General features: G+C 66.4%; 17 protein-coding genes and 2 tRNA genes. 10 read left to right on the top strand and 9 right to left on the bottom strand.

Annotation, left to right across the window (positions count from 1 at the left end; all coding sequences use genetic code 11):
• Positions 1-2 precede the first annotated feature (2 nt).
• Both AC6JAM_RS16865 and AC6JAM_RS16860 read left to right on the top strand, forming a co-directional pair.
• On the top strand, positions 3-779 hold the full coding sequence (locus AC6JAM_RS16865) for an ABC transporter ATP-binding protein (RefSeq protein WP_056387913.1): 777 nt from the start codon (positions 3-5) through the stop codon (positions 777-779).
• Between the two features lie 2 nt (positions 780-781).
• Positions 782-3316, top strand: a complete 2535-nt coding sequence (locus AC6JAM_RS16860) for an FtsX-like permease family protein (protein WP_497935295.1) — start codon at positions 782-784, stop codon at positions 3314-3316.
• An 88-nt stretch (positions 3317-3404) separates the two neighbouring features.
• Here the strand turns inward: AC6JAM_RS16860 and metG are convergent, their stop codons facing one another.
• The 8 genes from metG to ilvD all read right to left on the bottom strand — a co-directional run bounded on the left by metG (position 3405) and on the right by ilvD (position 16111).
• Positions 3405-4964, bottom strand: a complete 1560-nt coding sequence (metG, locus tag AC6JAM_RS16855) for a methionine--tRNA ligase (RefSeq protein WP_018768335.1) — start codon at positions 4962-4964, stop codon at positions 3405-3407.
• Positions 4965-5000: 36 nt separating this feature from the next.
• Positions 5001-5756 carry an ABC transporter ATP-binding protein gene (locus tag AC6JAM_RS16850; protein WP_497935294.1) on the bottom strand — a complete coding sequence of 252 codons (756 nt, stop codon included), beginning with the start codon at positions 5754-5756 and terminating at the stop codon, positions 5001-5003.
• Complete coding sequence (locus AC6JAM_RS16845; protein WP_018768337.1) at positions 5753-8551, bottom strand: ABC transporter permease; 2799 nt, start codon at positions 8549-8551, stop codon at positions 5753-5755. Before AC6JAM_RS16845 ends, AC6JAM_RS16850 begins: the two co-directional genes overlap by 4 nt.
• 218 nt (positions 8552-8769) lie before the next feature.
• Positions 8770-10359 carry a phosphoglycerate dehydrogenase gene (gene serA / locus AC6JAM_RS16840; protein WP_018768338.1) on the bottom strand — a complete coding sequence of 530 codons (1590 nt, stop codon included), beginning with the start codon at positions 10357-10359 and terminating at the stop codon, positions 8770-8772.
• Between the two features lie 125 nt (positions 10360-10484).
• On the bottom strand, positions 10485-11510 hold the full coding sequence (gene ilvC, locus AC6JAM_RS16835) for a ketol-acid reductoisomerase (RefSeq protein ID WP_026265624.1): 1026 nt from the start codon (positions 11508-11510) through the stop codon (positions 10485-10487).
• A gap of 83 nt (positions 11511-11593) precedes the next feature.
• Complete coding sequence (ilvN, locus tag AC6JAM_RS16830; protein WP_018768340.1) at positions 11594-12106, bottom strand: acetolactate synthase small subunit; 513 nt, start codon at positions 12104-12106, stop codon at positions 11594-11596.
• A 2-nt stretch (positions 12107-12108) separates the two neighbouring features.
• Positions 12109-14016, bottom strand: a complete 1908-nt coding sequence (locus AC6JAM_RS16825) for an acetolactate synthase large subunit (RefSeq protein ID WP_018768341.1) — start codon at positions 14014-14016, stop codon at positions 12109-12111.
• 376 nt (positions 14017-14392) lie between these two features.
• The gene (gene ilvD / locus AC6JAM_RS16820) at positions 14393-16111 is read right to left on the bottom strand and encodes a dihydroxy-acid dehydratase (protein WP_497935293.1); all 1719 of its coding nucleotides are present in this window, start codon (positions 16109-16111) and stop codon (positions 14393-14395) included.
• Positions 16112-16372: 261 nt separating this feature from the next.
• Between ilvD and AC6JAM_RS16815 the strand changes: the two genes are divergently transcribed.
• From AC6JAM_RS16815 to AC6JAM_RS16805, 3 genes are all read left to right on the top strand, one after another.
• Positions 16373-17539 (top strand): sunset domain-containing protein, encoded by a 1167-nt coding sequence (locus tag AC6JAM_RS16815; protein ID WP_497935292.1) that lies wholly within the window; start codon positions 16373-16375, stop codon positions 17537-17539.
• A gap of 55 nt (positions 17540-17594) precedes the next feature.
• Positions 17595-18725 carry a PQQ-dependent sugar dehydrogenase gene (locus AC6JAM_RS16810; protein ID WP_497935291.1) on the top strand — a complete coding sequence of 377 codons (1131 nt, stop codon included), beginning with the start codon at positions 17595-17597 and terminating at the stop codon, positions 18723-18725.
• Positions 18726-18839: 114 nt separating this feature from the next.
• Positions 18840-18915: transfer RNA gene (locus AC6JAM_RS16805), tRNA-Lys, on the top strand.
• Positions 18916-19085: 170 nt separating this feature from the next.
• Here the strand turns inward: AC6JAM_RS16805 and AC6JAM_RS16800 are convergent.
• Positions 19086-19544, bottom strand: a complete 459-nt coding sequence (locus AC6JAM_RS16800) for a MarR family winged helix-turn-helix transcriptional regulator (RefSeq protein ID WP_018768344.1) — start codon at positions 19542-19544, stop codon at positions 19086-19088.
• Between the two features lie 96 nt (positions 19545-19640).
• Here AC6JAM_RS16800 and bcp point away from each other — a divergent pair, with 96 nt between their 5' ends.
• The 5 genes from bcp to AC6JAM_RS16775 all read left to right on the top strand — a co-directional run bounded on the left by bcp (position 19641) and on the right by AC6JAM_RS16775 (position 24649).
• A complete protein-coding gene (gene bcp, locus AC6JAM_RS16795) occupies positions 19641-20114 on the top strand; it encodes a thioredoxin-dependent thiol peroxidase (RefSeq protein WP_497935290.1) in 474 nt (157 codons plus the stop codon).
• 120 nt (positions 20115-20234) lie between these two features.
• Positions 20235-20316: transfer RNA gene (locus tag AC6JAM_RS16790), tRNA-Leu, on the top strand.
• A gap of 230 nt (positions 20317-20546) precedes the next feature.
• A complete protein-coding gene (locus tag AC6JAM_RS16785) occupies positions 20547-21239 on the top strand; it encodes a fasciclin domain-containing protein (protein WP_497935289.1) in 693 nt (230 codons plus the stop codon).
• A 160-nt stretch (positions 21240-21399) separates the two neighbouring features.
• Positions 21400-23067, top strand: coding sequence for an ABC transporter substrate-binding protein (locus AC6JAM_RS16780; RefSeq protein WP_497935288.1), 1668 nt, complete (start codon positions 21400-21402; stop codon positions 23065-23067).
• Positions 23068-23146: 79 nt separating this feature from the next.
• The gene (locus AC6JAM_RS16775; RefSeq protein ID WP_056387928.1) at positions 23147-24649 is read left to right on the top strand and encodes a malate:quinone oxidoreductase; all 1503 of its coding nucleotides are present in this window, start codon (positions 23147-23149) and stop codon (positions 24647-24649) included.
• Positions 24650-24684: the final 35 nt, after the last annotated feature.

The raw sequence follows: 24684 nt of genomic DNA, 5'->3' as shown, positions 1-24684 counted from the left end.
ACATGACAACTTCCGCGCATGCCCATACTGCTTTTAACAGGCAAAACATCACCTCCGCTCCCGCCGTGCAGGCCCTCTCCCTGGCCAAGACGTACGGCCGCGGCGCCACCCGCGTCAGCGCCCTGCGTGAGGTCAGCGTCACATTCGATGCTGGCCGCTTCACCGCAATAATGGGCCCTTCCGGCTCCGGAAAGTCCACCCTGATGCACTGCCTCGCCGGCCTGGACACCGCGGACTCCGGACGGATCCTGGTGGGCGGGACGGACATCACGGCCCTGAACGACAAGCAGCTCACCACTCTTCGCCGCGACAGGATCGGATTTGTCTTCCAGGCCTTTAACCTCGTGCCGACGCTGACAGCCGAACAGAACATCACGCTGCCGCTGGCATTGGCAAACAAGGCCACCGACACCGCCTGGTTCGACACAGTGGTGGCCACGCTTGGCCTTAAGGACAGGCTCCGGCACCGGCCGCACGAGCTCTCCGGCGGTCAACAGCAGCGGGTGGCCGTGGCCCGGGCCCTGCTGACCCGGCCCGACGTGGTGTTCGGGGACGAACCTACCGGCAACCTTGATTCGACCGCCGGCGGCGAGGTCCTGGCACTGCTGCGCCGCAGCAGCCGGGAAATGGGCCAGACGATCATCATGGTCACCCACGATCCGGTGGCGGCCAGCTACGCCGACCGCGTGGTCCTGATGAGTGACGGCGGTCTGGTGGGCGAGATCGCCGAGCCCACCGCCGGGTCCGTCCTCGCTGCCCTCGGCAAGCTGGGAGGCTGATCGTGCTGCGCGTTGCCTTCTCGCAATTCCAGTCCCACAGCCGCCGGTTCATTGCCGTCGGCCTGGCGGTGATGCTGTCAGTGGCGTTCCTGTCCACCACCCTGATGATGGGGGCGAGTACCCGTGCTTCGCTGGGTGCCAGCCTCGGAGAGGCTTACAGCAAGGCCGGCCTCATCGCCACCCCGGACACGGGAACCTTCAATGATGCCGCCCTGGCAGCAGTCCGTGCGGTACCTGGCGTGACCGAGGCCTATGGCCGGATGGAGGCGTACGCCGAGTTCACCGCCGGCGGCCAGGAGGTGTTTGCGCAGGCCCGGAACCTGGCGCCGATGGCCTTGGAAACCGCGGCCGTGACCGACGGCGCCCTCCCGGAGAGTGCTGACGGCGTTGCGGTGGACAGGGCTGCCGCCGCCCGCTATGGGCTGCGCGTCGGCGACTCCCTGACCCTCAGGGCCCCCGACGGCGCCACAACCGTGGCCATGACCGTCACCGGGATCCTTCGCGGCAGCAACGACCCCTTCACCTCTGCCCTCCCGCAGATCGTCGCCGGGACACCGGCCGTCAGTGCCCTGGCAGCCGGTGCCCGGGACCCGCAAGGTGGTACCGGCGCCGGCGCCGGCTACGGGACCATCCAGTTGGCCCTGGCTTCAGGCACCGACGCCGCCACAACCAGCAAGAACGTGCTGGCGGCGCTCACCGGCGTCGGCGCAGGCGCGCAGGTCAAAACAGCAGACGAACAGGTCACCGCCCAGGTGGCGATGATGACCGGAGGCCAGGATGAACTGACAATCATCCTGCTGGCGTTCGCCGGGGTCGCCCTGATTGTCTCCGGCCTGGTGGTGACCAACACCTTCGCGGTGCTGGTGGCCCAACGCACCAGGGAACTGGCGCTGCTCAGGTGCCTGGGGGCGTGCCGGAGCCAGGTACGCAACTCGGTCCTGGCCGAAGCCCTGGTGGTGGGCCTGGTGTCCTCTGCGGCTGGTGTGCTCGCCGCCGTCGCCCTGATGGCTGCCCTGATCGGCTGGGCCGGGACGCAGCCGGACATGGCGTTTGCCACCATGGCCGTCCCGTCGTCGTCCGTCATTGCGGGGCTGGCAGTAGGCACATTCCTGACCCTGGGCGCCGCCCTGGTTCCCGCGAAAGCTGCCACGGCCGTGGCTCCGCTTGCTGCCCTGCGGCCGGCTGACGATGCCGGAATCGGGAACCGGCGCGGCCGAGTGCGACTGGTGCTGGGCCTTGCCGCCCTTGCCCTTGGTATTCCGTTGCTGGCCCTCGGCGCCGCGGGCGTGATGCTGGTGGTGGCCTTCGCCGGCGGCGTGCTCTCCTTCGTCGGAGTCCTGCTCTGCGCCACCCTGTTCGTCCCGCAGCTGGTGGGCCTGGCGGGACGGTTGGCCTCCCCTGCCGGCGTCCCCGGGAAGCTGGCCGCACTCAATGCCGTCCGCAACCCGGCCCGGACTTCCGTCACCGCTGCCGCCCTCCTGATCGGCGTCACGCTGGTGTCCCTCATGATGACCGGGGCTGCCACTGCCCGCCAGGCGTTTGATGACGCCCTCGACGGTACCTACCCCGTGGATATGGCCATCACCGGGGGTGCACTGACAGCCCTCGAGCGTGACGCAGTAGCACGGATCGACGGCGTCGCTACTGCGGCCTTGCTGCCGGTAGCAGGCACCATGGCCGGCGAAGGCATGGACAGCCCCGTCTATGCCCTCGACGCGGCGGAGGCCGGCCGGCTGCTCCGCGACACCACTATTACCCTTGAACCGGGCAGGATCTACCTGCCCGAAGGCTCCCCGGCCGGATCCGTTGAGGTCAACGGCGCCGCCGGACGGGCCACCTTGGAAGCCGTGGTGCTGCGGACCCACAACATCCCGGCCCTGGTGTCCACCGACACCGCCCGCCAGTCGGGCCTGACGGGCAGTGGCGTTGCCCCAACAGACAGTGCGCGGACCGATGGCACCGGCCCCGCGGCCAGTGCCGTCTGGCTGCGCCTGGCGGACGCTCCCGGCGGCGCACCGCTGTCCGCAGACCGGATCAAGGACATCCAGTCCGCTGTTGCCCAGGCAGCAGGCGTGTCCGCGGGTGCGGTCAGCGGCGCCGCCATAGAGCGGGTCACCTTCAATGAGGTCATCGACGTACTGCTCCTAGTGGTCACGGGCCTATTGGGGGTGGCGGTGCTGATCGCGCTGATCGGCGTGGCCAATACACTGTCGCTGTCCGTGCTCGAACGGACCAGGGAGAACTCCCTGCTCCGGGCGCTGGGCCTTACCAAAGGCCAGCTGCGGGGCATGCTGGCCCTTGAGGCAGCCCTGGTGGCCGGCGTCGCCGCAGTGATTGGTGCTGTCCTGGGCAGCGTCTATGGCTGGCTGGGGGCGCGGTCCGCCCTCGGCAGCCTGGCCGAGGTCACACCCTCCGTCCCTTGGCTGCAGTTGTTGGGGGTACTGGCCGTGGCCGTGGTCGCCGGCCTGCTGGCGTCGGTCATTCCTGCCCGGCGTGCGGCACGGCTGTCGCCTGTCCAGGGGCTTGCCGCCGCATAGCCCGCCGACGGCCGGGCCAGGGCGCCGGAACGGGAAAGGGCAGGTGGCGCGGAAGTCCGCCTCACCTGCCCTTTCGTGCGCCGGAACCTCAGGCTTCGGCCGGTTCCTCGAACTTGGGGAACACAGGAGTGGGAGCCGGCAGTGCCGTTCCCGGGACGATCGGGCTGGCGATGGCGGCGAACTGGCGGGCTTCACCTTCTGCCTGGCCCAGGGCGTCCAGGAGCTTGGCCGTGGCGTTGGGCATGACCGGCTGGGCCAGGATGGCCACGATCCGCAGGACCTCCAGGGTCACGTACAGGACGGTGTTCATGCGTTCGACGTCGGTCTTCCGCAGGACCCAGGGCGCCTGATCGGCGAAGTAGGCGTTGGTGTGGTGCAGCACGCCCCAGACAGCTTCCAGGGCGCGGCTGAATTCCTGCTTGTCGAAGGCGGCGCGGGCGGCGTCCAGCAGGCCGTTGGCCTGGTCAAGGATGGCCTGGTCCGCAGCCGTGAACTCTCCGGGGGTGGGAACCGAGGCGCCGCAGTTCTTCGCCACCATGGACAGCGACCGCTGTGCGAGGTTGCCGAAGTTGTTCGCCAGGTCCGCGTTCATGCGCCCCACGATGGCCTCGTGGTTGTAGCTGCCATCGGCCCCGAACGGGACTTCGCGGAGGAAGAAGAACCGCACCTGGTCCAGCCCATAGCGGGCAACGAAATCGGCAGGAGCCACCACGTTGCCCAGGGACTTGGACATCTTGACCCCGTTGTTGTGCAGGAACCCGTGGATCATGACCCGCTTGGGCAGATCCAGCCCTGCGCTCATCAGGAAGGCGGGCCAGTAGATGGCGTGGAACCGGGAGATGTCCTTGCCGATGATGTGGACGTCGGCGGGCCAGTACTTCCGGAACTTGTCCGAGTCCACATCCGGGTAACCGACGCCCGTGAGGTAGTTGGTCAGCGCGTCCACCCAGACATACATGACGTGCTTGTCGTTGCCGGGCACGGGAACGCCCCAGTCGAACGTGGTCCGGCTGATGGACAGATCCTCCAGCCCGCGCTTGACGAAGCTGATGACCTCGTTGAACCGGTACTGCGGCGCGCCGAATTCCGGGTGGGATTCATACAGTGCCAGCAGTTTGTCCTGGTAGGCGGACAGCCGGAAGAAGTAGCTCTCCTCCGCCGTCCACGTCACCTCAGTGTCCGTCTCTTTCGAGTAGCGCACGCCGTCGTCCTTGACCACGGTGTCATCCTCGCCATAGAAGGCTTCGTCCCGGACGGAGTACCAGCCCTCGTACTTGGAGAGGTAGATGTCCCCGTTCGCTTCCATCTTCTTCCAGATGGCCTGCGAGGCAGCGTAGTGGTCCTCGTCCGTGGTGCGGATGAAGCGGTCGTAGCTGATGCCCAGCGCGGCGTGCGCGGCCATGTAGACCTCCGCGTTCCGGTCCACCAGCTCCTTGGGCGTGACGCCCTCCTTCTCCGCGGTCTGGGCAATCTTCATGCCGTGCTCGTCCGTGCCGGTCAGGAACATCACGTCATAACCGTCCAGCCGCTTGAAGCGCGCCATGGCGTCGGTGGCTATGTACTCGTAGGCATGGCCGATGTGCGGCACACCGTTGGGGTAGGTGATGGCCGTGGTGATGTAGAACGGCGTTTTTTCTGGAGCAGTCACGTTCGGACGGTTACCTTCAGTGCGGAGTGGGCGGGGCTAGATCAGTTCTGTCAGGGTATCGCTCAGCCGGACCAGTTCGTGGTCGTGGGAGGCCACCAGGACGGCGATCCCGTCGGAGGTGGTGTCCTTCAGGATACTGATGATGCGGTTGGCAGAGGCACGGTCCAGGCTGGCGGTGGGCTCGTCCACCACCAGGACCTTGGTGCCCAGGATCAGGGCGCGGGCGATCGCCACGCGCTGCCGTTCACCGCCGGACAGCTGGGCGGGACGGTGCCGCATCCGCCGGCCAAGGCCCACCAGGTCCAGGAGGTCCTTGGCCATGTCGCGCCGCTGGTCCACTTCGCCGTCCGGAACGGCAGGCAGGAGCACGTTCTCCAGTGCGCTCATGCCGTCGATCAGGGCACCGCCCTGGTCCACATAACCGATCAGTGCACGACGGCGGTCGGCGATTTCGTCGTCGCCCATGCTTTCGAGCGAATCGCCTTCCCAGAAAACGCGGCCCGACGTCGGCAGGGTGAGTCCCGCGCCGACGGTCAGGATGCTGGTCTTGCCGGAGCCGCTTCGGCCGGCCACACAGTGCATTTCGCCGGCGTGCAGGGTCAGGTCGAAGCCTTCCACCACGCTCACGGCCTCGGCGCCGCCCTTTCCGCCGCCATAGCGGATGGTGATGTCGCGCATCTCCAGCGGGGTGGCGTGGTCGGCCGACTTGACGATGGTGTTGGCCCGGGTCTGCAGGGGGACCTCGTTGGAGCCGCTCCTGCGGCTGCGCTGGAGGTTCGTCGGGTTTGTCATTGGACCACTTTCGTTGCAATAGGTATCCAGCAAATTACAGCCACCAGGCCGGCTACGGCGGCCCAGATGGCCGCGTAGGGTGCCAGCAGCAGGCCGATGCCCAGGGCGCCCAGCACGCCCAGCGGCAGGGCCACGGTTCCCACCAGTGCGTTCTCGAACAAACGGACCTGGCGGAGCATGTCAGGGTTCCAGCCCATCGCCTGGAGGATGCCAAGGTATTGCCGCTTGGCGTTGAGCTCGAAGCGGCCGGTCACCAGGGTGAGCACCAGTCCCACGGCCACCCCCGCAAGCGCCAGCAGGATGCTCGGCAGGGTGACGCTGGCCGCCGCGAGGCCGCTCAGCGCGCTGGCACCCGCTGCCCGCGGGATGTCGATCAGCAGGGCGATCAGCCCGCCGACGGCGGCACCGAAGACGCCGACCGCAACCGCCAGGGACAACGTGTTGAACTTGTTGGTGCTCAGCTGCCGGTTGGCGAAGGTCAGCGGCGAGTCCACCGGGATGAGCCGTTCGTCGTGCTGCGGCTCCTGGTCGATCACGTCGCGGTGGCGGAGCTGCTGCGCGGCGAAGAGGGCCGCGCCGCAGTACAGGACCAGGACGGCGGCGCACACCAGTGCGGTGGCAAGGCTCCAGCTCACCAGGCTCAGCACGATGCCGGCGGCGGCGAGCAGTACGGCCCCGACGCCGAATTCCTCAAGTACCCAGCTGCGGATCCGCCGCTGGGTCCAGCCCATGGCCCGCAGGGTCCCTGCCTCGCTGCGCCGTTTCCGGATGTAGCTCACGGTGGAGGCCCCCGTCAGCAGGGCGGCGCCGCACAGGGTGAGGAACAGCAGCGTGATGTTCGTTCCGGACAGCGCTCCGGCCACGGCTTCGGCAGCGTTCTGCCGGACCCAGGACTGCTGGACGGTGCCCAGGGCGGACTCCTTGCCGGCTCCGTCCTTGGAGTAGCCGGGAACGAAGATGCTGGTGTCCTCACGCGCCGAACCGGCCACCACGGTGGCGTCCAGGCCCATGTCCCTGATCTCGGCGGCGAGCTTCTCCACCTCGGGCTGGGCGTCCTTCCAGCTGCCCGGCGCCTTGGCGCGGACGCGCACGGCGTCGATGACGGCGGCGTTCTGCTTGTAGCCGCGCGCTGCTGCGAGTCCGTAGTAGTCGGTGATGGCACCGGCGGACTGGCTGGCCAGCCCGGTGGCGCTCAACGAGGGCTTCAGGTCCGCTGCGGGAACATCCTTGCCGGCAGCATCCTTGACCAGCGTGAACGGCGTGGGGTCGTAGCCGCCCAGCGGGAGCTTGTTGACGTCCCCGGAGGCCGCCTCGACAGCGGCGGGGTCGAACGTGCCGTACACCATGGGCAACGGCGTTGCCGCCTGCTGCTGGCCGGTGGACAGGTTGTCCCGGTAGGACCGCTCGTCCACCGGGTTCCGCTGGGTCTGGTCAACGGGCGCGCCGTTGGCGGCCTTGTCAGGAAGGCGGTTGACGGTGACCCATTCGCCGGGAACAGCGGTCTTGTCCACGGCACCGTTGGCCGCTGTGTCACTGTCGTTGTATTTGGGGGCGCCGGCGAAGTTGGTGCTCCACTTTGCCGGGGTGTACAGGCCCGCGTTGAAGTTGCCGTTGTTGCCCAGCAGCGACGAGTGGTCCGTGGAGCCCGGCCATGACAAAACGAACGGGTCCTTCGAGACGAACGGCAGGTAATCCTTGCCCAGGGACTTCGACACGGTGCCGACGTCCTTGACTACCTTGCCGGCGTCGTCAATCTCCTCGATCTTGACGTTGTACTTCAGGTCCAGCGATGTTCCGGAACGCACGATCAGCGGGACGGCCTGCGAGCCGCTGGTCAGCTGGCCGGTGCGCTTGGCCTGCTGGTACTGGGTCATCAGCGGAGCCCAGTACTTGAGCTTGACGCCCAGGAAGTCCGGACCTTCCTTGAGCTGGTCCATGCTGATGCCGTTGGTGAAGAGGCCTTCCAGGTAGCGGCCCACGGCGCCCGCGTCGCGTGCGTCGGCGGGCGGGGCCTTCTCCAGCGGGGCCAGGAAGTCGCCCGCGGAGCCCAGCAGGGCCCGTTCAGCGGCCGGGTCCACTGCCACCACGGATTCGGTGACCTCGGGAGCCAGCGGCAGGGCGACGGAAAGGTTGAAGAGATTGTGCTCGGAGCCGCCGGCGGGGGCGGGGAATTTGATGCCGGTCTCCCCCGCCGCCGGGGCGATGCGGATGCTGCTGCCGCCCTGGGCCTTTTCCTCCACGAGCCGGGCCTTGCCCAGCGTGCCCTCGGCGGTGGTCTTGAAGAGGGTCTGCTCCGAGTTGCCGTCAGAGCTCACTGCGCTGGCGGTCAGCCGGTACTTCTTGGCGGCATCGGTCAGGACCGATTCAGCGGCCGGCCACTTGTCCGGCGAGGTGGCACCCGCCGCCTGGTCCGCGGTGGCGGTGCCGGCCAGCCCGGCGTTGTAGCCGAGGTAGTCCATGGCGTCGAGCCGGGGCGTCTCAAGGTTCTGGGTGACCCGCGAGACCAGGCTGATGGGGGCCGCCACGGACGTGCCGGACAGCTTCCGGATGGAGTCCAGCTGGTCGAAGCCGATGCCGCCGGCGCCGTTGGCGATCTCGGGCTGCAGGAGGGCCCCGGAGGGTGCCTTGGCCTGGACCAGGATGTCGTAGAGCCCCCTCGAGTTTTCATCAACCGTGCGGTTGAGCGCAGCCTGTGACTGGCTTTGAACGAGGACCGACAAGCACATGGCTGCGATCAAGATGGCCGCGGTCAACAGCAGCACCCTGCTTCTGATGAACCTCTGGACGGCGTTCATGGAACTCCCTGAAACCTGGATTGCGTGCGCACACTTCCATCCGCCCGGGCAGACGTGGACAATGACGGACGGATGTGCAAAAGGTATTGGCCGGTCTGCCGGCTACGGTCCTGAATCAGGACCAAGCCATTGTAAGCAGACCGGCCAATCATACGTGGCTCCGCAGTGGACGAGGCCTTGCGGAGGGGCGGCAGCGGCGTTTCGGCCGGTGTGTCGCGTTAGTCTTCCAGGTCCACTTCCCGGACCATCTCAGCGCCGATGCCTGCCTTGATGGCGTCCAGCACCTGCTGCGGCACAGAGCTGTCGATGGTCAGCAGGGCAAGGACCTGGCCGCCCTCGTTGGAACGCGCCACCTGCATGCCGGCGATGTTGATGTTGTTCATGCCCAGGATGTGGCCGATGGTTCCGATCACGCCGGGGCGGTCGGTGTAGGCAACCACCACGAGGTGCTCGCTGATGGGGATCTCAACCTCGAAGCCGTTGATGCCCACCAGCTTCTCGATCTGCTTGGGACCGGTCAGGGTGCCGGCCACGGAGATCTGGCTGCCGTCGCTGAGGGCGCCGCGCAGGGTCAGGACGTTGCGGTAGGACTCGGTCTCCGGCGTGGTGATCAGGCGGACGTTGATGCCGCGCTGCTCGGCGATCACCGGGGCGTTGACATAGGACACCTGCTCGGTCACGACGTCGGCGAAGATACCCTTCAGCGCGGCCAGTTCCAGGACCTTGACGTCGAGTGAGGAGATTTCGCCGGCCACCTCGACGTCGAACTGGGTCAGGGAGGCGTGGGTCAGCGCGGTGAAGATGCGGCCCAGCTTCTCGATCAGCGGGATGCCGGGGCGGACGTCCGGGGCAATGACGCCGCCGGCAACGTTGACGGCATCCGGCACCAACTCGCCGGCGAGGGCGAGGCGGACGGACTTGGCCACGGAGACGCCGGCCTTCTCCTGGGCTTCGTCGGTGGAGGCGCCCAGGTGCGGGGTCACCACCACGTTGTCGAGCTTGAAGAACGGCAGGTCGGTGCTGGGCTCCTTGGCGAAGACGTCCACGCCGGCGCCGGCGATCTCGCCGTCCTGGAGGGCGGTGAAGAGGGCTTCCTCGTCCACCAGGCCACCGCGGGCCACGTTGACCACGTAGGCGGTGCTCTTCATCTTCTTGAACGCGTCAGCGCCCAGCATGCCCACCGTCTCGGGCGTCTTGGGCATGTGGATGGTGATGAAGTCCGACTGGGCCAGGAGTTCGTCCAGGGTCACCAGCTGCACGCCCAGCTGCGCGGCGCGGGCGGAGGTGATGTAGGGGTCGTAGGCAAGGATCTTGGTGTCGAAGCCCTTCAGGCGGGCTGCCACCAGGGCACCGATCCGGCCCAGGCCGATGATGCCGATCTTCTTTTCGAACAGCTCGATGCCGGTGTACTTGGAGCGCTTCCATTCGCCGTCCTTGAGGGCGGCGCTGGCCTGCGGGATGTGGCGGGCCAGGCTCAGGATGTGGCCCACGGTGAGTTCAGCGGCGGACACGATGTTGGACGTGGGCGCGTTGACCACCATGACGCCGGCCTGGGTGGCGGCCTTGATGTCCACGTTGTCCAGCCCCACGCCGGCACGGGCAATGACCTTCAGGTTCTTGGCCGCAGCGATGGCTTCGGCGTCAACCTGGGTGGCGGAGCGGACCAGGATGGCGTCTACGTCACTGATCGCAGAAAGCAGCTGGGAACGGTCGGCACCGTCGGTCTGGCGGATTTCAAAGTCCGGGCCAAGGGCCTCGACGGTGGCGGGGGAAAGTTCTTCGGCGAGCAGTACTACGGGTTTTGACACGGCTGATCCTCTGCGTTGCAGTCCTGGGGATGGAAACAAGTCTAGGCCGACGGAAAGGCCGGGCTCACATTGTTAAGTGTGAACCCGGCCTCACCGTTGCGGTCTATGTGGTTGGGCTGGCAGCCTTAGCGGGCTGCGGAGCCTTCCACGTAGTCGACGTCCTGCTGCTGCCAGGAGAACAGGGAGCGCAGTTCGCGGCCGACAGCCTCGATGGGGTGCTGCTCGGCCTTGGCACGCAGTTCCTTGAACTCCACGCCGCCGTTGTCCTGGTCCTCGATGAAGCGCTTGGCGAAGGCACCGGACTGGATGTCGGCCAGGACGGCCTTCATGTTTTCCTTCACCTGCGGGGTGATGACGCGCGGGCCGGAGACGTAGTCGCCGTATTCTGCGGTGTCCGAGACGCTCCAGCGCTGCTTGGCGATGCCGCCCTCCCACATGAGGTCGACGATGAGCTTGAGCTCGTGCAGCACCTCGAAGTAGGCGATCTGCGGCTGGTAGCCGGCCTCGGTGAGGGTCTCGAAGCCGTACTGGATCAGCTGGGAAACGCCGCCGCAGAGGACAGCCTGCTCGCCGAAGAGGTCCGTTTCGGTCTCTTCGGTGAAGGTGGTCTTGATGACGCCCGCGCGGGTGCCGCCGATGGCCTTGGCGTAGGACTTGGCCAGCTCCCAGGCGTTGCCGGACGCGTCCTGCTCGACGGCGATGATGTCCGGGATGCCGCGGCCGGCCTCGAACTCGCGGCGCACGGTGTGGCCCGGAGCCTTCGGGGCCACCAGGATGACGTCAACGCCTTCCGGTGCCTGGATGTAGCCGAAGCGGATGTTGAAGCCGTGGGCGAAGGCCAGTGCCTTGCCGGGGGTCAGCTTGTCCTTGATGGAGTCGTTGTAGATCGCGCGCTGGTGCTGGTCCGGCGCCAGGATCATGATGACGTCAGCCCATTCGGCGGCGTCGGCAACGTTCTTGACCGTGAAGCCTGCATCCTGCGCCTTGGCGGTCGACTTGGAGCCGTCCTTCAGGGCGATGACGACCTCGACGCCGGAATCGCGCAGGTTGAGCGCGTGGGCGTGGCCCTGGGAACCGTAGCCAACGATGGCAACCTTGCGGCCCTGGATGATCGACAGATCGGCGTCGTCGTCGTAGAACATTTCAGTCACTTGCGTAACTCCTCTTGAGTGGTTGTAGATAGTGGTCTTGCGGTGCTGCGGTTACGGGCGCGGGGCCCGCCTTGGGCAGGTGCCTAGGCGGAGCGGAGCGCCCGGTCACTCATGGAGCGGGATCCCCGTCCAACGGCCAGGGTGCCGGACTGCACAATTTCGCGGATGCCGAAGGGCTCCAGCACTGAAAGCAGTGCCGTGAGCTTTTCGGGGTGGCCGGTGGCCTCAATGACGACGGAGTCGGTGGAGACGTCGACCACTGAGGCACGGAACAGGTCTGCGGCCTGGGTTACCTGCAGACGTGTTGCGGCATCCGCACGTACTTTGACCAGGATGTGGTCGCGCTGTACGGAAGATTCTGGGGTCAGCTCAACGATCTTGATGACGTTGATCAGTTTGTTGAGCTGCTTGGTGACCTGCTCGATGAGGTCGCCGTCGGCGTCGACCACCACCGTCATGCGGGATACGCCCGGCACTTCGGTGGGGCCAACGGCCAGGGAGTTGATGTTGAAGGCGCGGCGGGCGAACAGGCTGGCCACGCGGGTCAGGACGCCGGGCTTGTCCTCAACCAGGACGGAGAGTGTGTGGCGGCTCATGCTCAGTCTTCCTCTTCCCATTCCGGGGTCATGTTGCGGGCAACCTGGATCTGGTCGTTGCTCACGCCGGCGGGCACCATCGGCCACACCATGGAGTTGGGGCTCACCACGAAGTCGATAACCACGGGGCGGTCGTTGATTTCGAGGGCTTTTTGGATGGTGGCGTCAATGTCCTCGTCGCGTTCGCAGCGGAACGAGGCACAGCCGTAGGCCTCCCCCAGCTTGACGAAGTCCGGGATGCGGACGGTGTCGTGGCCGGTGTTGAGGTCGGTGTTGGAGTAGCGGCCCTCGTAGAAGAGGGTCTGCCACTGGCGCACCATGCCCAGCGAGGAGTTGTTGATGACAGCTACCTTGATGGGGATCTTGTTGATGGCGCAGGTGGCCAGTTCCTGGTTGGTCATCTGGAAGCAGCCGTCGCCGTCGATGGCCCAGACCACCCGGTCCGGCTCGCCCACCTTGGCGCCCATGGCCGCCGGCACGGCGTAGCCCATGGTTCCCGCACCGCCGGAGTTCAGCCATGCGTGGGGGCGCTCGTACTTGATGAACTGGGCAGCCCACATCTGGTGCTGGCCCACGCCGGCCACGTAAACGCCTTCGGGCCCGGTCAGGGCGCCGATCCGCTGGATGACCTTCTGCGGTGCGATGAGGCCGTCGTCAGGCTCCGTCCAGCCCAGCGGATAGGTTTCCTTGAGGTTGTTAAGGAAGGCCCACCAGGTGGTCAGGTCAGGGGCGCCGGAGGCCTCGAACTGGCTGCGTACGGCCTCGGTCAGTTCCGGGATGATCTCCTTGACGGACCCCACAATGGGCACATCGGCGGTGCGGTTCTTGGAGATCTCGGCCGGGTCGATGTCCGCATGGATGACTTTGGCGTTGGGCGCGAAGGTCTTCAGCACGCCGGTCACGCGGTCATCGAAGCGGGCTCCGAGGGTGATCAGCAGGTCGGACTGCTGCAGGGCCGTGACGGCGGAAACGGTGCCATGCATGCCGGGCATGCCCACGTGCTGCGGGTGCGAATCCGGGAATGCGCCCTTGGCCATCAGGGTGGTGACGACAGGTGCCCCGGTTGCTTCGGCGAGTGCAAGCAGTTCAGCTGACGCGTGTGCCTTGACCACGCCGCCGCCCACGTACAGTACCGGCTTGGTGGACGCCGCAATGAGCTTGGCCGCCTCGCGGACCTGCTTGTTGTGGCCGCGGGTGACCGGCCGGTAGCCGGGCAGGTCGATCTTCGGCGGCCAGGAGAACGTCATCTGGCCCACCTGGGCGTCCTTGGCGACGTCGACAAGCACGGGGCCCGGACGGCCGGTGGAAGCCAGGTGGAAGGCTTCGGCCATGACGTGCGGGATATCGTTGGGGTCGGTCACCAGGAAGGAGTGCTTGGTGATGGGCATGGTGATGCCCACGATGTCGGCTTCCTGGAAGGCGTCGGTGCCGATGACGCCGCTGGACACCTGGCCGGTGATGGCCACCAGCGGCACGGAGTCCATGTGGGCATCCATGATGGCGGTAACGAGGTTGGTGGCCCCGGGGCCCGAGGTGGCGATGCAGACGCCAACCCGCCCGGTGACCATGGCGTAGCCTTGCGCGGCGTGGCCGGCTCCCTGTTCGTGACGGACCAGCACGTGGTTCATGGTGGAGGCCATCAAGGGGTCGTAGGTGGGCAGGATCGCGCCACCCGGCAAACCGAAAATGTCGTCGACGCCGAGTTCTTCGAGCGAGCGGACGATTGCTTGCGAGCCGGTCATCACCGTCGGGGGTACGACGTTGTTCGGCCCAAGGACAGGAGAGACGGCAGCAAGGTCGGCGACGACGGCGGCGTGGTCAGCCGTCCGGTCGGCGCGTTCCGGAGCCTTGGCGGCTCCAGCGGACTTGGTGGCCATCAGCGAGGGGCTGATGGGCGATCCTTTGCTCATCGGACTCTTCCTTGTGGATCTTCTGTGGTTTCTGGCTGAGGAAAATAAAAAAACCCCTCAGCCGGGTGGCTCTGTGAGGGGTTTCGCGCGTGACGATTCGTTACCAGTGGAGGCTAATGTGCCACGCGCTTGGTAAGGACGACGACGGTGCCGGCGGTAACGAAAGTCATGCGTTCAGTCTTCCCTCTCGGTGAGACAGGTGTCAACGAGCGACAACCCTATCTCACCATGTGGACCCCGTTGTCCACTCTTTGATCCTATCTCGGAAGGACCGACCGAAACCCAACCGCACAGGCGGCAGGGCTTAATAAGGGGGATCCCGAGGGCCCCAAGTGATGCGGCGGCCGCGCCGCATCACTTGGGAAGGGATCACCCGTCAGCCGGTGTAGGCGCCCTGGCTGGCGCTGTGCACCAGCTTGGCGTACTTGGCAAGCACGCCCTTGGTGTAGCGGGCAGGGAGCGGCTCCCAGCCCACCTTCCGGGCTTCCAGTTCTGCGTCGTCCACCAGCAGGTCGAAGCTGCGGGCGGCGATGTCCACCCGGATCCTGTCACCGTCCTTCACGAAGGCGATGGGGCCGCCGTCGACCGCTTCCGGGGCAACGTGGCCGATGCACAGGCCGGTGGTGCCGCCGGAGAACCGGCCGTCGGTGAGCAGCAGGACGTCCTTGCCCAGGCCTGCCCCCTTGATGGCGCCGGTGATTGCGAGCATTTCGCGCATGCCGGGGCCGCCCTTGGGTCCTTCGTAGCGGATCACGACGACGTCGCCCGCCTGGATCTTGCCGTTGTCCAGCGCGTCCAGGGCGCCCTGTTCGCGCTCGAACACGCGGGCGGTTCCCTCGAAGACATCGGCGTCGAATCCGGCACTCTTGACGACGGCGCCTTCGGGCGCCATGGAGCCGTGAAGGATGGTGATGCCGCCGGTCTTGTGGATGGGATTGTCCAAAGCGCGGAGGATCTTTCCGTCCACGTCCGGCGGGTTGATCGCTTCCAGGTTTTCCGCAATGGTCTTGCCCGTGACGGTGAGGCAGTCGCCGTGGAGCAGGCCGGCGTCGAGCAGGGCTTTCATGATCACCGGCACGCCGCCGATCCTGTCGACGTCGGTCATCACGTAGCGGCCGAAAGGCTTCAGGTCGCCCAGGTGCGGGATCCTGTCGCCAATGCGGTTGAAGTCGTCAAGGGTGAGCTCAACCTCGGCTTCGCGGGCAATGGCCAGCAGGTGCAGGACGGCGTTGGTGGAGCCGCCGAAGGCCATGGTGACGGCAATGGCGTTCTCGAAGGCCTCCCTGGTCATGATGTCGCGGGCCGTGATGCCCTTGCGCAGGAGGTTGACCACGGCTTCGCCGGACTTGCGGGCGAACTCATCACGACGGCGGTCTGCCGAGGGCGGTGCGGCCGAGCCGGGCAGGGACATGCCCAGGGCCTCGCCGATGCAGGCCATGGTGTTGGCCGTGTACATCCCGCCGCAGGCGCCTTCGCCGGGGCAGATGGCCTTTTCGATGCGGGTGAGGTCCTCCATGCTCATCTTGCCGGCCGCGCATGCGCCGACGGCTTCGAAGGCGTCAATGAGGGTGACTTCCTTCTCGGAGCCGTCCTCGAGCTTGACCCAGCCGGGCATGATGGAGCCGGCGTAGAGGAACACGCTGGCAAGGTCCAGTCGGGCCGCCGCCATCAGCATGCCGGGCAGGGACTTGTCGCAGCCGGCCAGGAGGACCGAACCGTCGATCCGTTCCGCCTGCATGACGGTCTCAACGGAGTCGGCGATGACCTCGCGTGAAACCAGGGAGAAGTGCATGCCCTCGTGGCCCATCGAGATGCCGTCGGAGACGGAGATGGTGCCGAACTGCATGGGGAACCCGCCACCTGCGTGGACGCCTTCCTTGGCGCCCTGCGCAAGCCGGTTCAGTGAGAGGTTGCAGGGGGTGATCTCATTCCATGAACTCGCCACGCCCACCTGCGGCTTGGCGAAGTCGTCATCGCCCATCCCGACCGCCCGGAACATGCCGCGCGCGGGGGCCGCATGGATCCCGTCGGTCACGACGCGGCTGCGGGGTTTGATGTCAGGTGTGGTCTCGGAGGCGGTCTGGGCGTCACTCATAGGGGAAAGTCTAGGGCTCGGACCGTCGCGGAAACGACAGTCTGCGCAGAGGTTGGGCCAAAAGGCACGGAAATGGTTGTCAAATAGTGGACATTCGTCTCATATTTCGAGACTCAGCGCAGCGCATGCCGGGTCCCGGCCGGCCGCAGGAGCTTCACGGCCATGACTCCCCCGGCGTGGCGCGGGATCTCTGGACAGCAGTGGTGACCCGACGTAGCGTCGGGGACAGGACACCGAGCCACTTGGACCGAAAGGCCTGCCATGGACATTGTTTTCTGGATCATTCTCGTCGTTATCGTCATCATCATCATCGGCTGGCTGGTGAACCGCAGCAGGTCCGCCAATCAGCGCGGCGGATCATCGGCGGGGGCAGGGACGGACAGGGTCCGGACCGATGGAGCGCTCGAAGGCGGCAGTGCCGCGGCCTCCGCCCAGGCTGCGGGCACCACCGGCATCCCCACGGCGGCGGGGTTCGGAAAGCCCGCCGAACCGGCCGTCCTTCCCACCGCTGAGGAACCGGCTGATTCCGCCGCTGCATCCAGCGCCGGCACTCCGGCAGGCGGCACGTCGCCCCGCAGCACGTCACCCGGCAGCACAGAGGACGGGGACGGTCGCAGCCAGGACCAGGCACAGAACCAGGCGGCAGACCAGGCCGAGTGGGAAACCCAGTGGTCCGAGGCCGGCTCCGGTTCCGGCTCCTCCGCCGTAGGTGCAGCCGGAACTCCCGCGGAACAGCCGGCACAGGCCGGAGCTCCCGCCGGGGCGCCGTCCGGGCAGGCTTCACCCCCGGCGACCCGCCCGCTCCACCATGACGAGTACACGGCACCGCACGCCCCCACGCTTCCCGGCGCTGAAACGGCTGCACTGGAAGGCACGGACGACGGCGGCGCGGCGCCAGCGCAGCCGGCCGGCGGGCACGCGCCACGGCACCACGCCGACACGTCCGCATCACCGGCCCACCAGGAGCCGGCCGTGCCGCCAGCCGCCGATGGCACCGAGGGACAGGCCGCAGCGGCCGAAACACTGGACCGCACCCAGTCCTCCGCCCTGGTGGAGAACGGGGCGGATCACCACCAGCCCTCCGGCCAGGACCAGGGTGTGCCCGCGGCCGGGCAGGACGTGGCAGCGGCCGGGCAGGGCGCGCCGCCACAAGGCGGTCACGCCCAGGGCGCTCAGGCACAGGGTATGGCTGCCGTCGAGCCGGCCGGACACCTCGCAGCAGATGAGCCCTATGGCGCAGGTTCGGCCGCGCCGGGCCCCGATGGGAGCGGACCGGCGGACTACACCGTGAAGGGCGATGCCGCCGCGATGGTCTACTACGAAGAAGGACATCCCGACTATGAGCAGACCCGGGCGGAAGTCTGGTTTGAATCTGCCGCACACGCGGAGGCCGCCGGCTTCCGCGCGCCCCGGCGCAAACGGCTCTAAGAGGAGGAAGGCCCGCCGCGTTGCGGCGGGCCTTCCTTGCCTGGACTCATCCAAGGTGCTGGCATCGTGCCTGGCGCTGGCCCTGTCCCTGGCGCTTGCCGCCTGCACGGGGACCCCCGGGCCGCCTGCACCGGCCACAGGCACGGCAAGCCGCGGCACCCCGCCGGAAACCGCCGTCGTTGTTCCCCCACTCTCTACCGCCCCTGCCCCTTCCGCTTCTTCTGCCCCCGTACCGGCGGTGCAGGAACGGCTGGACCTGCAGCTGAGCATCCCTTGGGCGGCGGTCTTCCTTCCGGACGGCACCGCCATCATCTCCGAGCGGGACACAGCGCTCCTGAAGGCCGTCCGGGAAGGAAAAGCCACAACGCTTGGCAAAATCCCGGGCGTGGTCCCCGCCGGGGAAGGGGGCCTGCTTGGCCTGGCACTGTCCCCGCACTTCGCCACGGACCACCTGCTGTACACCTACCTGACCGCACAGGAGGACAACCGCATCATCCGGTTTACCGTCAAGGCCAATGGCGATGGTTCCCTGGCGCTCGGCCAGCCCCAGGTTGTGTTTACAGGAATCCCAAAGGCCACCACCCACAACGGCGGCAGGATCCGCTTTGGCCCGGACGGCCTCCTGTACGTGGGCACCGGCGACGCCCAGCGCCGCGGGCAGCCGCAGGACCCCAACGCCCTGGGCGGAAAAATTCTTCGGCTTACGCCCGACGGCAGCCCCGCCCCGGGCAACCCGTTCGGCAACGCCACTTACAGCCTGGGCCACCGGAACGTCCAGGGCCTGGCCTGGGATGACGCCGGCAGGCTGTGGGCCAGCGAGTTTGGCCCCGACGTGGACGACGAACTGAACCTGATTGTGCCGGGCGCCAACTACGGCTGGCCGCTGGTCACCGGCGCACCGCACCGGGCGGAGTTCCAGGATGCAAAAGTGGTGTGGCCGTCGACGAGCGATTCTTCACCCAGCGGACTGGAGATAGCCGGGGGTGTTGCCTATCTGGGCGCCCTCCGGGGGCAGCGCCTGTGGACGGTGCCGCTCAACGGGACAGAGGCGGGCACCCCTGTGGCCTATTTCACAGGCGGATACGGCCGGATCCGCGACGTGATTCGGACCCCGCAGGGAGGTTTGTGGCTGCTGACGAACAACGAAAACCCTGATTTCGTGCTGGTTTTGCGCCCATTCCAGTGATTCAGGCACCGCCACCCGGGCCGATTTCACTTGCACCAAAAGTTCGTGTAGAGTTTCATGTCGTTGCGGAGATCAACGGGAAAGAAAAAGCCCGGGGATGGAAGCAAAAAAGATGCACCTCTAGCTCAATTGGCAGAGCAATTGACTCTTAATCAATGGGTTCCGGGTTCAAGTCCCGGGGGGTGCACCACTGGGAAAACAGCCTCCGGTTTGTGGAAACACAAACCGGAGGCTGTTTTGTTTTAGGGCTTCACGGCGTCCGGAACGGGCACCCCGCACAGTCGGGCACCAAAAAAGCGCGGTCCCGGCTTTTCCATGCCGGGACCGCGCTTTTCCTTAAACGGCCTGCGGGGCCAACTGCTACTTGGCGGCGTTGTCCACCAGGTCGCCCGCGTTGCTGGGCGTGGTGGAGAACTGGCTGGCCAGTTCGCGCACTACGGCCTTGAGTTCCTGGCGCAGCAGTTCGGGGTCGATCGACGCCGATGCCAGCACGGAGCGCTCCATCTCCACGGCCTGGGCAACGGCTTCCTTGCCCTGCTCGGTGAGCGACACGACGTGGCTCCTGCGGTCCGAGGTGCTGCGGACCCGGACGATGTGGCCGTGGGACTCAAGCCGGCTGAGTGTCTTGCCCATGGTCTGGGCCTGGACACGGACATACTGGGCAAGCTGCGCCTGGGTCATGGGTCCTTGCGCGGCAAGGACCTCGATGGCGATAACACCGGCGTGGGTGAGTCCGATGGCGCCAAGTTTTTCGTTCCAGGAGTGTTCAACGAGGCGCGCAGCAGTGGACAGGAGGCGCCCTGTGGGCCAGTGATCCATATCAGGCATAGCAGCAAGTATAGCCAAATGCCGATTAGCACTCGCCCCACGTGCTTACTAGGCTGTTGTGTCCCGCCCGCGACAAGGAGAAAAACAATGGCTGAAAGACTCGTTACCGGCGACAAAGCACCCGCTTTCACTCTTCAGGATTCGACCGGCAAGGACGTCAGCCTGGCTCCCCGGCCCGGCCGCTCCACCATTGTGTATTTCTACCCGGCCGCCTCCACGCCCGGCTGTACCAAAGAAGCCTGCGACTTCCGGGACAACCTTGCGTCGCTGCAGGCCTCCGGCTTCGACGTCCTTGGCATCTCCCCCGACCCGGTTGAAAAACTGGCCAAGTTCGCTGCCAACGAGTCGCTGACGTTCCCCCTGCTCTCCGACGCGGACCACGCGGTGGCCGAGGCTTACGGCGCCTGGGGCGAAAAGAAGAACTACGGCAAGACGTACCAGGGCCTTATCCGCTCCACAATCGTCGTGGACCCCTCTGGCAACGTTTCCCTTGCCCAATACAACGTCCGCGCCACGGGACACGTCGCCAAACTGCGGCGGGACCTCAATCTGGACAACTGACCCCGCAGGCAACCGCCCCTGTCAGTTGTCCAGGCACCCTCCCAGCCACGTACCCGGGCAACGCTACAATGGACACTGGCATCCGCCGTCGAACCTTCAGGGTTCCCGGCAGGAAACCGCGCGCGAGTGGTGAAATTGGCAGACACGCAGGATTTAGGTTCCTGTGCCTTCGGGCGTGGGGGTTCAAGTCCCCCCTTGCGCACCTGGGATCCCCCGGCTTCGGCCGGGGGATTTTGCGTTTAAGGCATGACGGTGCTTGGGCCGGATTAGTGCCTCAAATCGAAAAACTCCAAAGATCACCCATCCACCACTGCCCAACGGCCGAATAGCCATTGAGACACCAGCCAAGGGCAGGTGCTTACCCCAAGGCAGACTGCAGGCCGCGGACATCCCATCCGGGGCGGCAGGCAAAACGATCCAAGGAGAACTGAAATGCAGACCTTCAAGCGCACAACTTTCACCGTCGCAGGCGTTGCAGCGGCCGCTCTGCTCAGCCTCACCGCATGTGGCAGTTCCGGCAGCACCTCCGGTTCGTCGGCGTCGTCGGCGCCGATGTCATCCTCCCCCAGCTCCAGCATGGCGTCCCCGTCCGCCAGTGCGTCGGCCAGCTCCTCGGCCGGCATGATGGACCCGGCCGCAAACCTGGTTGGCCCAGGCTGCGCCGCCTACGCCAAGCAGGTTCCCACCGGTGCGGGCTCGGTGGAGGGCATGGCCCTGGACCCGGTGGCCGTCGCCGCCTCCAACAACCCGATCCTGACCACGCTCACCGCTGCAGTCTCCGGCAAGCTGAACCCCAAGGTGGACCTGGTTGACACGCTCAACGGCGGCGAATTCACCGTCTTCGCGCCGGTGGACGACGCCTTCAAGAAGATCGACGCCGCCACGATCGAGACCCTGAAGACGGACGATGCGCTGCTCAGCAAGATCCTGACCTACCACGTGGTTCCCGGCCAGATCACCCCGGACAAGATTGCCGGCACGCACGCCACGGTCCAGGGCGGCTCCGTCACCGTCACCGGCAGCGGCGACAACCTCAAGGTGGACAACGCCAACGTGGTCTGCGGCGGCGTCAAGACCAAGAATGCGACGGTCTACCTGGTCGACTCCGTCCTCATGCCCAAGTAAGCCCTCTCTTCCCCACATGACCAAGGCCGGGCCCGCTGCAACGAGCGGGCCCGGCCCTGGCGCGTCCCGGACGTGCCTGGGATTGGCCCCATGCCTTGTCCTCTAGACTGGTCCCGGCCCGCAAGGGGCGGAGCCGGCAGCATCCAGAGGTGATAAACGAGTGCCCAGCAGTACATCGCGGCGAACGGTCATCAAGGCCGGCGCCGTCCTCATGGCGCTGGGCATGACGTCATGCACCGGGATGCCGTCCCCTTCCCCCACATCCGGAACGCCCAGTTCCGCGCGGGCGGAGCCTGATGCCACCTTCAGTTTCGGCACGGCCGCCCAGCCCCTGGGACTGGATCCCGCCCTGTCCAGCGACGTGGAGTCGCAGCGCATCACCCGCCAGATCCTTGAAGGCCTTGTGGGCGTGGACCAGACCACCGGCAAGCCGACCCCGCTGCTGGCCACGGAATGGAACGAGTCCAACGAGGGCCGGACCTACACCTTCAAGCTCCGCTCCGGGGTTACGTTCCAGGACGGCACGCCATTCAACGCCGATGCCGTCTGCGCCAACTTCAACCGCTGGTTCGCGTTTCCCGCCGAGTTGCGGAGGCAGGCGCCAGGCAGCTCGTTCAAGAGCGTGTTCAAGGCGCACTCGGACGAGCCCGGATTGTCCATCTTCAAGAGCTGCACGGCGGTCTCGGCCGACACCGTCCAGATCGACCTGACGCAGCGCTTCACGGCGTTCCTCCAGGCCCTGACCCTGCCGGCTTTCGCCATTGCGTCCCCTGGGGCCCTTGCCGCCGGCACGGCAGACGTCCTGGACCAGAACCGGGGCGGCCAGGCCATGTCCAGGTTCGCCACGAACCCCGTCGGCACCGGGCCCTTCACCCTGGCGGCGTGGGGCAGCGACAGTGTCACCCTCTCCAGCAACAAGACCTACTGGGGTGACCGCGGCCAGATCGCCACCATCAATTTCCAGGCCTACAACCATCCCCAGATTCGCCTCCAGGCCCTGCTGGACGGAAAGATCGACGGCTATGACGCCGTGACCGTGGGGAATTTCGACCAACTGGTCAAGCGCGGCAAACAGATTGTGCAGCGCGACCCGTTCTCGGTGATGTACGTCGGCATGAACCAGGACATCCCGGTACTGCAGAACCAGAAGATCCGGCAGGCGGTGGAGCTTGCGATCGACAAGGAAACCCTGATCCGGAAGTTCTTTATCGACAACACGGCCAAAGCCACGCAGTTTGTCCCGCCCAAGATCAGCGGCTTCAACAATGACGCCCCGGCACTCGGGCACGATCCGTTGAAGGCCAAGGATTACCTCAAGGAGGGCGGCTACGCGGGCGAGGAACTGAAGTTCTACTACCCCATGAACGTCACCCGGCCCTACCTGCCCACGCCGGAAAAGGTTTACGCCGAGCTCAGCCGCCAGCTCACCGCCGTCGGCTTCAATATCCGTCCTGTCCCCGTGGACTGGTCGGACGGCTACCTCCAGAAGGTCCAGTCCGCCGGCGACCACGCGCTGCACATCCTCGGCTGGAACGGCTCGTACTCGGACGCGGACAACTTCGTCGGCCCTCTCTTCGGAGAGAAGAACGGCGAGTTCGGCTACCAGGATCCCCAGGTGTTCTCGAAGATCAACCGGGCACGGGGACTGCCTGACGGCAAGGAACGGGATGAGCTTTATCACACCATCAATGCCCAGATCGCCGCGACCGTGCCGGCAGTCCCCATCGCCTTCCCCATCTCCGCGCTTGCCCTGTCAGACCGGGTGCTGAGCTACCCTGCATCGCCGGTCTTAAACGAAGTTTTCACGAAGGTCCAGCTAAAGCCTTGACGGGCCCGGCCAATTTCAGTATGCGGGCCGCGCGGGGATATTCTGTGACAGCCAGAGCCGCTGCAATCGGAGACTGATCGTGACCTTCATTTCCAAGACCCCACACGCCGACGTTGTCCTGATAGGCGGCGGCATCATGAGCGCCACCCTGGGGGCATTCCTCAAGCAGCTGGAGCCGGACTGGACCATCTCCCTGTTCGAACGGCTGGACCAGCCGGGCCTCGAAAGCTCGGACCCCTGGAACAACGCGGGCACGGGCCACGCCGCCCTCTGCGAACTCAACTACTCCCCCGCAGCCAAAGACGGCTCGGTCAACCCCGGCAAGGCACTGCTCATCAACGAACAGTTCCAGCTCTCCCGCCAGTTCTGGTCCCACTTGGTGGACAACAACCTGATCGGTTCGCCCAAGGGCTTCATCAACACTGTCCCGCACATGAGCTTCGTGATCGGCGAGGACCACACCCGGTTCCTGAAGACCCGCTACGAGGCGCTGAAGCCGCACCCCCTGTTCCGCAGCATGGAGTACTCCGAGGACCACGCGCAGATCGCCAAGTGGGCGCCACTGATCGTCAAGGGACGCGACCCCCAGCAGCGCATCGCCGCCACCCGCGCGGCCGAGGGCACCGACGTCGACTTCGGGGCACTCACGCGCGAGCTGGTGACCTACCTTGGGCACAACGGCGTCGAAATCAACTACAACCACGACGTCACCGGGATCTCCCGCGCCTCCGACGGCGGCTGGGACCTGACGCTGAAGTACCCCAAGTCCGGGGAACACGGCAAGATCCACGCCAAGTTCGTCTTCGTCGGAGCCGGCGGCGGGGCCCTGCACCTGCTGCAGGCCTCCGGCATCCCCGAAAGCAAGGGCTATGGCGGCTTCCCCGTCTCCGGCCAGTTCTTCCGCTGCACGGACGAGGCCATCGCGGCCCAGCACAGTGCCAAGGTCTACGGCCAGGCCTCCGTGGGCGCTCCCCCCATGTCTGTTCCGCACCTGGACACCCGCTACGTCAACGGGAAGCGTTCGCTCCTGTTCGGTCCGTACGCCGGCTTCTCCACCAACTTCCTGAAGAACGGCTCCTACCTGGACCTGCCGCTGTCCATCCGGCCCGGGAACATCATCCCGATGCTGGCCGTGGCCAAGGACAACATGGACCTCACCGCGTACCTCGTCAAGGAAGTGGTCAAGCGGCACGACCAGAAGGTTGAGGCACTGCGCGAGTACTACCCCGAGGCAAAGGGCGGGGACTGGGAACTCATCACCGCCGGCCAGCGTGTACAGATCATCAAGAAAGACCCGCAAAAGGGCGGCATCCTTCAGTTCGGTACCGAGGTGATTGCCGGCCGCGACGGCTCCATCGGTGCGCTCCTGGGCGCGTCGCCCGGAGCCTCAACCGCTGTCCCCATCATGATCGAACTGCTGCAGAAGACGTTCCCCAAGAACTTCAAGGGCTGGCAGGGCAAGCTCAAGGACATGATGCCCGGCTACGGGGTGAAGCTGGATGAGAATCCGAACCTTGCCGCGGAGCTGGAACGGGCAACGGCCGCGTCCCTCCAGCTGGAGAGCGTTTCCGCCAGCCACTGACCCTGCGGGGCCAGCGGCTGGCACCCCCAGGGCAT

Source organism: Arthrobacter sp. GmRoot5-12, assembly GCF_059739365.1.
This window is presented reverse-complemented; position numbering and strand designations above follow the sequence as displayed.

Bases quoted from the DNA above. Each gene is read 5' to 3' on its own strand.
- AC6JAM_RS16865 (WP_056387913.1), top strand. From the start codon at position 3: ATGACAACTTCCGCGCATGCCCATACTGCTTTTAACAGGCAAAACATC.
- AC6JAM_RS16800 (WP_018768344.1), bottom strand. From the start codon at position 19,544: ATGGATCACTGGCCCACAGGGCGCCTCCTGTCCACTGCTGCGCGCCTC.
- AC6JAM_RS16785 (WP_497935289.1), top strand. From the start codon at position 20,547: ATGCAGACCTTCAAGCGCACAACTTTCACCGTCGCAGGCGTTGCAGCG.
- ilvN (WP_018768340.1), bottom strand. From the start codon at position 12,106: ATGAGCCGCCACACACTCTCCGTCCTGGTTGAGGACAAGCCCGGCGTC.
- ilvD (WP_497935293.1), bottom strand. From the start codon at position 16,111: ATGAGTGACGCCCAGACCGCCTCCGAGACCACACCTGACATCAAACCC.
- AC6JAM_RS16850 (WP_497935294.1), bottom strand. From the start codon at position 5,756: ATGACAAACCCGACGAACCTCCAGCGCAGCCGCAGGAGCGGCTCCAAC.
- AC6JAM_RS16815 (WP_497935292.1), top strand. From the start codon at position 16,373: ATGGACATTGTTTTCTGGATCATTCTCGTCGTTATCGTCATCATCATC.
- bcp (WP_497935290.1), top strand. From the start codon at position 19,641: ATGGCTGAAAGACTCGTTACCGGCGACAAAGCACCCGCTTTCACTCTT.
- AC6JAM_RS16845 (WP_018768337.1), bottom strand. From the start codon at position 8,551: ATGAACGCCGTCCAGAGGTTCATCAGAAGCAGGGTGCTGCTGTTGACC.
- AC6JAM_RS16825 (WP_018768341.1), bottom strand. From the start codon at position 14,016: ATGAGCAAAGGATCGCCCATCAGCCCCTCGCTGATGGCCACCAAGTCC.